This window comes from Peribacillus deserti (assembly GCF_002863585.1).
Classification (GTDB): Bacteria; Bacillota; Bacilli; order Bacillales; family DSM-1321; genus Paraperibacillus; species Paraperibacillus deserti_A.
In genome coordinates this window covers 1-11,071 of record NZ_PGUY01000088.1, presented here as the reverse complement: position 1 = coordinate 11,071, position 11,071 = coordinate 1, and the positions used below count along the sequence as shown (strand labels likewise).

The 11,071-nt window shown below is 37.1% G+C and carries 11 protein-coding genes; 7 read left to right on the top strand and 4 right to left on the bottom strand.

What is annotated here, in order from left to right; translation table 11 throughout:
* The first annotated feature begins 533 nt into the window (after positions 1 to 533).
* The 3 genes from CUU66_RS25255 (at position 534) to CUU66_RS22860 (ending at position 3,664) form a co-directional block, all read left to right on the top strand.
* Positions 534 to 1,781, top strand: a complete 1,248-nt coding sequence (locus tag CUU66_RS25255; protein WP_180955405.1) for an SH3 domain-containing protein — start codon at positions 534 to 536, stop codon at positions 1,779 to 1,781.
* Between the two features lie 396 nt (positions 1,782 to 2,177).
* Positions 2,178 to 2,330, top strand: a complete 153-nt coding sequence (locus CUU66_RS24485) for a hypothetical protein (RefSeq protein ID WP_180955404.1) — start codon at positions 2,178 to 2,180, stop codon at positions 2,328 to 2,330.
* Between the two features lie 965 nt (positions 2,331 to 3,295).
* Complete coding sequence (locus CUU66_RS22860) at positions 3,296 to 3,664, top strand: VOC family protein (RefSeq protein WP_101645710.1); 369 nt, start codon at positions 3,296 to 3,298, stop codon at positions 3,662 to 3,664.
* 1,131 nt (positions 3,665 to 4,795) lie between these two features.
* On the opposite strand, the gene CUU66_RS22850 is transcribed toward CUU66_RS22860, so the two are convergent.
* Together CUU66_RS22850 and CUU66_RS22845 are read right to left on the bottom strand one after the other, a co-directional pair.
* Positions 4,796 to 5,524: a DUF421 domain-containing protein gene (locus tag CUU66_RS22850; protein WP_101645708.1), complete on the bottom strand. Its 729-nt coding sequence runs from the start codon at positions 5,522 to 5,524 to the stop codon at positions 4,796 to 4,798.
* 518 nt (positions 5,525 to 6,042) lie between these two features.
* Positions 6,043 to 6,351, bottom strand: coding sequence for a hypothetical protein (locus CUU66_RS22845; RefSeq protein ID WP_101645707.1), 309 nt, complete (start codon positions 6,349 to 6,351; stop codon positions 6,043 to 6,045).
* A gap of 407 nt (positions 6,352 to 6,758) precedes the next feature.
* Between CUU66_RS22845 and CUU66_RS22840 the strand changes: the two genes are divergently transcribed.
* Positions 6,759 to 7,136 carry a DUF4440 domain-containing protein gene (locus CUU66_RS22840; RefSeq protein ID WP_101645706.1) on the top strand — a complete coding sequence of 126 codons (378 nt, stop codon included), beginning with the start codon at positions 6,759 to 6,761 and terminating at the stop codon, positions 7,134 to 7,136.
* Positions 7,137 to 7,186: 50 nt separating this feature from the next.
* Entirely contained in the window at positions 7,187 to 7,762 is a 576-nt protein-coding gene (locus CUU66_RS22835; protein WP_101645705.1) for an HAD-IA family hydrolase, read from the top strand.
* A gap of 284 nt (positions 7,763 to 8,046) precedes the next feature.
* Here the strand turns inward: CUU66_RS22835 and CUU66_RS22830 are convergent, their stop codons facing one another.
* Positions 8,047 to 8,703 (bottom strand): YczE/YyaS/YitT family protein, encoded by a 657-nt coding sequence (locus CUU66_RS22830; protein WP_101645713.1) that lies wholly within the window; start codon positions 8,701 to 8,703, stop codon positions 8,047 to 8,049.
* Positions 8,704 to 8,870: 167 nt separating this feature from the next.
* Here CUU66_RS22830 and CUU66_RS22825 point away from each other — a divergent pair, with 167 nt between their 5' ends.
* Both CUU66_RS22825 and CUU66_RS22820 read left to right on the top strand, forming a co-directional pair.
* Entirely contained in the window at positions 8,871 to 9,323 is a 453-nt protein-coding gene (locus CUU66_RS22825) for a MarR family winged helix-turn-helix transcriptional regulator (RefSeq protein WP_101645704.1), read from the top strand.
* 25 nt (positions 9,324 to 9,348) lie between these two features.
* Complete coding sequence (locus tag CUU66_RS22820; protein WP_101645703.1) at positions 9,349 to 9,864, top strand: GNAT family N-acetyltransferase; 516 nt, start codon at positions 9,349 to 9,351, stop codon at positions 9,862 to 9,864.
* A 132-nt stretch (positions 9,865 to 9,996) separates the two neighbouring features.
* Here CUU66_RS22820 and CUU66_RS22815 read toward each other — a convergent pair whose 3' ends face one another.
* Positions 9,997 to 10,392: a DUF2243 domain-containing protein gene (locus CUU66_RS22815; RefSeq protein WP_101645702.1), complete on the bottom strand. Its 396-nt coding sequence runs from the start codon at positions 10,390 to 10,392 to the stop codon at positions 9,997 to 9,999.
* Positions 10,393 to 11,071: the final 679 nt, after the last annotated feature.

Below are 11,071 nucleotides of genomic sequence, written 5' to 3'. Positions count from 1 at the left end.
TGTGGGGTCTCACCTGATCGAAAAGCGGAGGACGGTGCTTTTCAAGAAAAGATCCATCCAAAAGCTAAATGATGATCTTTTCTATTAGAGGCAAAACGCTAAAAGAAAAGCAGACACCTGACCGGCATAAGACTAGCGGCAGTAAAAGGCCGACTTTGCCTTTTAATGGCGATTGGCTTATGACCGAAGGTGTCAGTCCGGAGCTGGACAATACCCGCTGCTCCCGCAGGAGTCTCGCACCTTACGTTCCAATCAACCTGTTTCACAATAGGATAGGTTCACCGAACTATTAAAAACAACAATCTTTTAGAAAAGAACCTATAGAAAAGAAGACTATTTTTGCGAATAGTCTTCTTTTCTTGGCTCTTTTTTACTTATGATTAACTTCTGATATTCAGATTCCGTTTTTCACTTTTTCCCCTTATTGGATCTGGTGGAAGAAATTCTCACAAACTATGAAATTGTTATTCTGCTATAATCCTATGTGTGTTTACATAAATTTAGCAGAATGGAAGAAAGGGGGTCCTTTATCAATGATTTCTAAAGAAAAAGGAATTCTGAAAACCGGGATTATCTCATTGTTAGCAATAGTTTGTGCTGGCGTGCTATATGGTGCGGGTGCCAAGTCAGCAGGTGCAGAAACCATGACCTATGAAAGTACGGCGAATGTGAATATCCGTACAGGGCCATCTACTTCATATGCCACTGCGGGTACTGTGGCAAAAGGGGCACAGCTCAATGTAGTGGGTAGTGCAGCCAATGGATGGTACCAGGTGAAGCAAGATGGACTGACAGGTTATGTAAGCCCGAACTACGTTCAGGTAACAGGTCTCCTATACACAACCACCAGTGATTTAAATGTGCGTACTGGTCCTTCGACTACATACACCGCCTTTGGAACGGTCACTAAGGGGGCGGAATTAAGTGTAACAGGGAAGACAAATGGGTGGTATAAGATAACCCATAACGGACGGATTGGTTATGTGAGCGGGAAATATGTTCAAGTGACAGAAGTTCTATATAGTGCCGCTGCAAACTTAAATCTGCGCAGCGGTCCGTCTACAGCTTCCGGCATTTTGGCCACCATACCAAAAGGCACAGAGCTGTCACTCGCAGCGGATTCTCTGAATGGATGGTATAAAGTCTTTTTCAATGGAAAAGTGGGCTATATAAGTGCCCCTTATGTAAAAAAGAGCTATATCCACATTGTGATGAATCCAGAAAGCATATCGGTGCTAGTCAATAAACAGAACAAACTTCCAGATGGATATACTCCTCCGGATTTAGTCAACGCTCCGATTCCTTTTATTTTCTCTGAACAATCGGACAAGCGTAAAATGAGGAAGGAAGCAGCGGCTGCCATCGGACAATTATTTGGGGCAGCTAAACAACAAGGAATCTCGCTCTTGGGTGTCTCTGCCTACCGCTCATATGATCGCCAGGTAGAACTCTTTACCTATTATGTGAACCGGGATGGTTTCGAAAAAGCCCGTACCTATAGTGCTCTGCCAGGGACAAGTGAACATCAGACTGGTCTTGCGATAGACGTTACGGGAGGCAATGGGCAGTGTGCGGCACAAGACTGTTTTGCCGATACAAAAGAAGCTGTCTGGCTCAAAAATCATGCGGCAGAATATGGCTTCATCATCCGCTATCCAGAAGGAAAAGAGAGCATCACAGGCTATAAGTACGAGCCATGGCATGTAAGATATGTTGGCCAGACGCTTGCAAAAAATATAGCCAGAAGCGGCCTTACATTTGAGGAGTATATGGGCGTGTAAAGGTTTCTTCAAAGGTTATTTTTCTCCAAAGTATAAGATAAAGTGAGTTTGTTGGGATTCAGGCATTATTATGCCTGGATCCTTTTTTTGTCGTATTGTTATAACGAAATCAATACCGCATTATTTGTCCCAATACTGCCAAGGTTGAAAAGCGAAGGAACGGGTATAAAATAACTAACGAACGAAATAGGGAGGTGTTATGAATGGGTCTCAAAGATCGCCTATGGGAGAACATGACTACACCCAATTGGGAACAATTAATTGATGAGGAACATTTTGAAGAAGACGAGGAAGAGCAGTAATACAGTAATTGCTTCTCTTCTTTTTGTTGGCTGAAAATAGGCAGTATAACCCTGCTTATCTAAGGCACACTACCAGGAAAAAGGTGGTGTATGTATGCCGGACGAAAAAAAGCCTGAACAGCAGGGATTCTCGGATAATCTACAAGAAGAGGAAAATAACAGACAGCAAAATGAAAGTGAACCCGTATTAATCATCGGGCAGGGAGACCCGAATCTCTCGCCAGATGCCGGGAGACCATTGATTTAAATTTCTGGACGCGTGATCTATTTATGGAAGAAAAATAACCTTTTAAGGGTTGTAGGGCTGACGAGATGAACTCGGCGGCCTTTTCATTGTACCGCGTGTGAATCTTGTTGAGGATTCACCTTGGCGGCCGGAGACAGGGGGTTGGTTAAGCAAAATGGACTCACAATGAGCATAAAGGCAGCTGGATAAGCATAATGGAATCGGAATGAGGCATAGTGGCAGCTAGATAAGCATAGTGGAATCGGAATGAGCTTAAAGTCAGCTGGATAAGCATAATGGAATTGGAATGGCATAAAGGCGGCTAGATAAGCATAATGGAATCGGGATGAGCATAAAGGCGGCTGGATAAGCATAATGGAAATGGAATGAGCATAAAGGCGGCTAGATAAGCATAATGGAATCGGGATGAGCATAAAGGCGGCTGGATAAGCATAATGGAAATGGAATGAGCATAAAGGCAGTGAGATAAGCATAAAGCATCATACATAAGCATTGGATGAAAAGAGATAAGCATAAATGTTGAAAACATAAGCATAAAACCTAAAAACATAAGCGTAAACCCTCTGAACATAATCATATTCTCCATAAAGTTAAGCATAAACTTTGCTGCATGGTACTACTTCCTTCGCATTTCATAAAACCTATACCAAAAACACCCGTTTTTTTAGATTTTGGGGGCGGCCGTAAACAAACGAAGTAACCTAAGGTGTATAAATGCACCCAAAAATAGTAAAAACCTCGATGAATTACAAAAAATGTAAACTTCTGTCTTGGATCATACTCTCTATTTTTAAAATGGCTTTGTTAAAGAATCTTGTTCTTTATTCAATTTTCTAAAAACAGTTGTTCTATAAGGGGTGGACTAATTCAAGTGAGTTTTAATTTTTCAATCAATAATCGGAAGGAAAAAGGTGTATAGAAAGGGAACTATTTGATATCCCGGATTAAATAAAGGAGAGAAGGCTGTGAGTAAATTTATTGAACAAGTACATTATATTAGAATTCCTGTTAAAGATTTAGAACTGTCTGCACAATGGTATAGAGATGTATTAGGGCTCCAGTTATTAAACAATACGGAGGAACTTGCAATTTTAAAAGTAAATGAAGGACCTTTCTTACTTATCTTAGTTCCTACCGAAGATGAAACATTTGCACATTTTACAATAAAAAATCAACAAGAGTTTAGCATTGGCTTTACAAGTCCAGAATTATCTAAATTTCATCAACACTTAATTGATAATCAAGTTAAGGTCGAAGATATAAAAGAAGATAATGGTCATGCCTTTTTCCACTTTTATGACCCAAATGGTAATAAACTTCAAGTACACTGGTAAGATTATAATAATAAATTACCTTTTTTCATTAATGTGTGCTTTTAACGGAATAAGAACGGGAACGTCCAAATCAGACGTTCCCATATTTTTTTCCTGAAAGACCACAATATAAGCCTTTAAAATAAAACCAAATAACAGCAACAAAAAAGAAAATGTATACATTATTATGTTAATCTCTTTTTACTTTTAGAAACCTTGTGATTACCTGGGTCTCATCGTATAGGGAGGTATTATTTAAGTTGTAATGTTATGATCAACTCAACAAAACGGTATCTTTTTAAAAGGGTTTAAGGAAGAAGTTTTTTCAGTTGAAAAACATGATCACGAAAGAGAAATACTACTTAAAAGAAAAGAAGGACTGTTGCACTCGCAGAGTTTAGGGAAATCTTTACATGTATATGCAGTGGGGAAGTTTAGATGAAATTCTCAGTATTTCACTTATTATAATGAAGAAACGAATGTGAAGAATGAGGAAAGACGCTGCTAATCCATTGGAATTATACTGTATCCGGTTAGATAGATTATTTCTATTTCTAAATACGCTCTTCTATGTAGCGGCTTTTTTAACACTTGAATTGTGGCACTTGGGTTCTTTTTATTTATTTTACGAATTCGTATTATGAGTGATCATATGGCTGTTAGAGTATGACCTGGCAAGCTGGACACAAACTCTAAAAATATCATGTATAGGTTGTAAAGTTATTTATGATGTCGAATTAATTCATCCAGTTTGCTTTCGATTTGTTTGAATTTTTTGTCGTAATGTTTATATGTAAGGTAACCTGCAGCTGCTTTACATAAGAAAAATAAAATGGCCGCAATTGCTATGAGAGCATAATTATGTTCCAGGTGTCTTAGGAAGAAATTGACTTTATCCAACATTGATCTCACCTTTTTTATTTAGCTGTTCCACAATAGTACGAGGTTTATTCTGTTGTTAGTCTCACGAAAGTAAATCAGATGGAGTTAAAAGCGATAATAAAAACGTCAGCAATAGGACGCTTGTTTTAAAATTGCTCCGTTTAAAAACCAATGGAGAAGCTGGCAGCGGTTAAGTCCCTAATAATCACCTGTTAAAACAGAGGGAAAATTAATGTATCAAGGATATGCAATTTTCTCTATTAACTAAACTCACATAAGATGTTGATTAGGTTCTTTATCTAAGGGGATACCGATATTGTCTTTGTATGTATCGATAAAAAGCTGGCCGTTTGCCGCGAGCACTGCATAAAAGACATCCTTTTGTTCCAGGTTTCGTTTTTGTAGTTCAGTCTGCAGCCATGCTGGTTTCAAATTATTTTCTGCTAAATTACTATCTATTATTTTCCCATCCATAATGAGCTCAATCGGGAGTGACTTTTCAGAACTGTAAGTCGAGAATAAATCCTCGAAAGTAACATGCCTATATTGTGGTTTTTTCTGTACCGTCAAGGTGCCATTGATCTCGAGCAGGGCAAATTGCACTTCATGTATGTTGAAGACGTTTTTCGCCCGCAGCTGCTGATTTAAATAATCCAGCGTATATCGCATTTTTTTCATATTATGTTCCAGCACTTTTCCGTTTTGAATGACGATGGTGGGATCCCCAGCAAGAAATTTCCTTGCCTTTCTATGCTTTAATGATAAGGTGGCTATTAAGAAAATCACCAGTACAAACCAACAGAAAGATAGAACCATATGGTGTGTTTTTACAGAAATATTGAACGATAAGTTAGCTATGATGGCTCCCATGGTTATGGAAGCAATAAAATCAAAATAGGTCATTTGTGTTAACGTTTGTTTTCCTAAAAACCTTGATGCTAAAAATAGCATACTAAAAGCAAGAATTGTCCGGAGGAAAACCTCTATGAACTCTGGCATCCTTAAATAGTTTCTCCTCTCATTTTAGCTTTTTCGTACCTCTTCCTTAATGCCAAGTATAACCTTATAATTTTTTATTATTCTAAAATAAGGCGCAAGCCGTTCTAAGAAGGGGAATCTGTTTTTTTACATTGGCTATGTTAAAGGTCATTGTTGATTTTTGCACGATGTTGATTGGAACGGATATGCGAGACTCCTGCGGGAAAAGCGGGGCAAGGGAGACCCCACAGGCATCAATGCCGAGGAGGCTCCCGGAACGCCCCTAAGGTCCGCGAGTGCCTGCTAGCTGCAATCAACAGCCATGTTTAACAGAGCTTTTACATTAAAAGTTTGATAATAATGGTTATCACAAAGAAAACTCGCTTCATTTATGTGCGAGTTTTCTTTGCGGGTGGATGATATTTATTCTGCTTAGTGCCTTTGTTCGTTTGTATATTTAAATTCCAAGATCATTATCTTATATAGGAGCTTATGTGAATATCATTATTTCGCTTAAGCTGCTCTCCTGGTGCACATTTTTAAATCTCTTCCATTGATATGATTCTATGTTCTAATTCTGAATTGGAATCTAAAAAACCCATCACAATTTGATTATCTGTTGTGAGTGTAATGTATCGGAAACGTTCATCAGAATTCACTAAATCGGTTTCTTCTACCGTATTTTCCATTTTGGCAAATACATATTCTGTGTACTTAACTTCAAAATAAGCGGCTAATCGCTGTTTTCGGCTATAAACCCATTTATGCAGGAAGTCCTTAAGTGTCATTTGTTCGATCATCGATAATTGTTTCTTGAATTTTAACTGATCTGCTGTTATTGTTTTCAAACTTCAATCACTCCTCAATACATTCATTGTATACATTCAGATTTACAGCATGAATAATATTTCATAACAATGTTTTTACATTTCAGTTACTAGTAACTGAGTTCCTTTGAATTATAGATCTAACCATAGAGTTGAATATCAATAGACAAATTCCCGAGATTCCTTAGATAAAAAAATGGGCTTTTTTGATTGGTGTGTATAAAGACGAGGGCTGTTTGGCGGGAACAGGTTTGGTGATCAAAAGTGCTGCAAGATATGTATGGGAACATTTGATTTCACAAAATTCTATCTATCGATCTTATTTATTACAAATATCATTCAAGGGATACAAAGAAACGGAAGAATGAGTTAAAAACCACAGTATATGTTAAAATTTAGTGTAAATTACTGCTTTAAGGTGGGGAGTTATGGAAGAAATAGAACGGGTGATCAATGACTATTTTAATTCTTGGAATGAAGGGTTTGTAAGTAAAAACGGAGATGGCATAAGAAACTTTATGTCTAAAGATTTTACCGGATACTGGTCACATTCAAGCCTCGAAAAACCTGATTCTTACGATTACCATTACGATCTAAACGAGGTATTGAAAAAAATGGACAATGCAGAAAAAAGTTTTACTATATTATCTGCTGCTGAACGGAAAAACGGAGACGAGTTTCTAGTTCTGGGCAGAGAAACAAATGTGATCAGCGGCAAACCGTATTTCGCTCAATGTATGTTTGTTTGGACAAAGGAAAACAACCAGTGGAAATTGCGCAGGGAATATATTGAATTGGAAAGATAGGATATGTAGAGTGGCAATTAGATAGAACAAAACGTAAAAGGGTGGTTGATTTGAACATATTATGGGACTTTGATGGAACATTATTTGATAGTTATCCCGCGTATACCAGCGTACTATCTCAGGTATTGGGAGATTCAGTGGATGAGAAGGAGATCTATGATCAATTAAAAGTTTCATTTTCTCACGCGATTGATTATTATGGACTGTCCGAAAAACAAATAAACGAAATAAACAACCTAAATAAACTCATATCTCCTAACGATATAACGCCTTTTGAAAGTGTAGAGAAGATCTTAACATTTGCTGATAAAAATGTAATCATGACTCATAAGAGCAGAGCCGGTGTGTCTGCCATATTGAATCATTATGGATGGGATAAGTACTTTGTCGATATGGTGACGATTGACGATGGATTTCCCAGGAAGCCTGATTCGTTATCCTATGTTTACTTACACCAAAAACATCATATTGATTTAGTCATTGGAGACAGATTGCTGGATATTCTGCCTGCAAAAGAACTTGGCATACAAACTTGTCTTTTTCAGAACACAAATGATGCAGCCGACTACCAACTATCGCACTATGAAGATTTTTTTAAGGTTGTAAATATAGTAAAAGCACAATAAATAAAGTATCTGTGCTCTTTGCTGGTCTGGAGACTGACAAGATGAAGATCGGCTATGTACCTTCTACTGGACAAAGAGAGGGGATACAGGAAATCTTGTTTTTCGGACATTATAGTGATGTAAACCATTGAAAGTGAAGGATTTACTCAGCAAGGAGCCAGAGCACTATCCATATTGAACACAAATGCGAATTAGTTGTAATGGGTTTCGGTTCAAACTCTGAGGTCCTTATTAGCGGACACATAAGATCCTGGAAGTCTTGATGTAGTCTTTTCAAGGTAACCTCAAAATAAAAACCATTCAATTAAATGGTTTTTATCCCTATGTTGCGCAGGTAAGTCCGAGTTTCTTAGTATAGGGTCTAATACTTGTTCAGTAAATGATAGGAAGTAATTAAGGATCAGCCCTCCTAAACAAACGGTTAATAACGTTCCAATCCCTATTGGTCCATTGAAAAAAAATGCCGTCGTCAGGAACAGAAGGTAAATCAATGTTCTCGAAAACAGTATATTGGATCGGGTTAGCTCTTGTATGATTAAGGTTAAACGATCCATGGGAATAGGAGCAAAATTTGCCCGTAAGTAGATGGCAGTACCTAACCCTATGATTATTAATCCGAATCCAAAACAAGCAAGTTTACTGACCCATAATTGAGGCGTTATCAAATTGTGTAATAAAAATAGCCACATATCTATGCCGATTCCTGTTATCAAAGCTGTCATCAGCCCTAAAATTTCAGGTTTTTGTCTTTTTAAAAACGAATTACAACCAATCAATATCAAAGCTATTATAATTTCCCAGCTCCCCACCGTAAGTCCTACGTTCAGAGATAAACCCACCAAAAGCGCATCAAAAGGCGATGTTCCCAAGTCAGATTGGATCGAGAAAGTAATTCCCAGAGTTAGTATTAATATTCCCGCCACGTATAATATAAATTTCATTAGATGCGGCATCTTCATCAATAGAAAATCCCCCTTTACACTTTTGAACGTTAAAACTTCAATATAGCATCATAAAATAGTTGTAAATGCAACAAAAATACTTTACATTTAATGTATATTGAATTTGTTGCAGATGCAACAATAAATGTGCATGAAGGAGTAAATGTATGAAAGAAATTTTACGTGAAATCGGAATGATCGCCAGGGCATTGGATTCCATAAGCAATATAGAATTTAAAGAATATGACCTTACAAAAGGGCAGTATTTGTATCTTGTGCGGATATGTGAAAACCCCGGAATCATTCAAGAAAAATTAGCTGAAATGATTAAAGTAGACCGTACGACGGCGTCACGTGCCATAAAAAAACTTGTAAGTAATGGTTTTATTGACAAGAAAGATGATGAACATAATCAAAAAATCAATAAACTTTTCCCAACAGAGAAAGGGAAAAATGTGTATCCATTCATAAGGAGAGAAAATGATTATTCCAATAAAGTTGCATTGGATGGATTTACAGATCAAGAAGTGGAGACCCTGTTTAATTCTCTTCAAAAGGTCAGAAAAAATATAGAAAAAGACTGGGAATTTGTAAAAAAAGGGAACAAGCGGAATTATTGAATAAATAAAGGAGCGAAATATTCATATGACTATACATGTTAAAAAGTGTACCCTTAAGGATTTATACACACTTCAAGAAATTAGTTACGGAACATTTAATGAAACATTTAAGCATCAGAATTCACCTGAAAACATGAATGCCTATTTAGAGAAGGCCTTCAATCTAAATCAGGTAGAAAAGGAGCTGTCTGACAGTTCTTCTGCTTTTTATTTTGTTTATGTAAATGATGAACTCGCAGGATATCTCAAGGTGAATGTGGGTGAAGCCCAGACAGAAGAAATGGGTGGTGATTCACTGGAAATTGAGAGGATTTATATCAAACAAAAATTTCAAAGACAGGGACTTGGAAAACACCTGATAAACAAAGCGGTGGAAATAGCAAGGGAACAGAATAAAAAGAACATTTGGCTCGGTGTTTGGGAAAAAAATGAGAATGCGATCGCCGCTTATACCAGGTTAGGATTTGTCCAAACTGGAGCCCACTCCTTTTATATGGGAGATGATCAGCAGACGGACTTTATATTGACCAAAGCACTTTAATATACTCTTATACGAGGAACTATAAAATACTTTAAGGTAAGGCTCATAGATGGACATCGCAATTTAGTACACTCTAAATAGGGAATATTGGTTATATAGGAAAAAACAGAGGTAGATGTTTACCTCTGTTTCTTACATGGTGATTTTGTGGTTATTTTCTTGCTTAGCCAACGATCTTTCTTGCTTTATCCCAGCAAATACCATTACTATGCCAACGATAACAAAAAGAGGTTCAATCCAATTGGCTTCAGGTCCGTTCGTTATTCGGTGGAGCTGGAAGATCCAATGAAAAACAACGATATCAAAACTTAAAAACAATCCCGTTGCCACAGTAAACCCATTAAAAAAAGCTTTTGAAAAGTAACGGTAAAATAACCACATTAACACCATAAGTATCAAAACACCGAAAAAGACTGCACCAATTCGTCCTGCTGGTGTTTCTGCTTTCATTCCAACTGCAAAAGCATCGATCAGATGAAAAAGTAAGTCTGCTAGAAAAAATCCAGTAATTGCACCAATGATTCTCATCTATTTTCTCCTTCAAGATTAAATGGCGATCAACAGAAAATCCCCTATAACAGTATATCAAAAAATATGACTGTATCTCTTTATATGCTGTAACTTCATTCATCTTTCAGCAGCAAACCCAATTGAAGGCAATTATTAACCGCCAAATGAAGAAAGTTTTAGTGCATTAATTATGGAGGGACCCTAGTTTGGGTTATTGGTGGTTTCGTTCAATCAGGAAAGTCAGCAAAGATATTTCAGCTGTTTACTAAATCGCAAGTCCCATATTTCTTGAATCAATGAGATTTATAGAAAGGGTGATATTCAACAATTTCTTCTATGTTGTTTTATTGCTGTTAATCTTTCTCTTTAAAAAGTCTAAATAGTTATCAAGCGTGGCTTATAGATCTGGCTCAATGACAGTACGAAGAACGGTGGCCTTGATTAGAAAACTCTAGCAGCATGGTGTATTGCGAAGAGCGAAAGAAACATAAAACCATTTGTAAATTGCTTCCGCCACGCCATATTCGTAACGTAAAATTATTTACTGAGTTTACAGGTTGATAAGATCGACCACTTTTTTTAAAAAAAGGCTCTGTTAATGTATGTTTTTGATTTTCTTCTTCAACTTACGGGACAGCATTCCTGTAATGAATGAAAATGAGGTTTGAATAAAAAAATAACCTCTTGGTAGAATGAG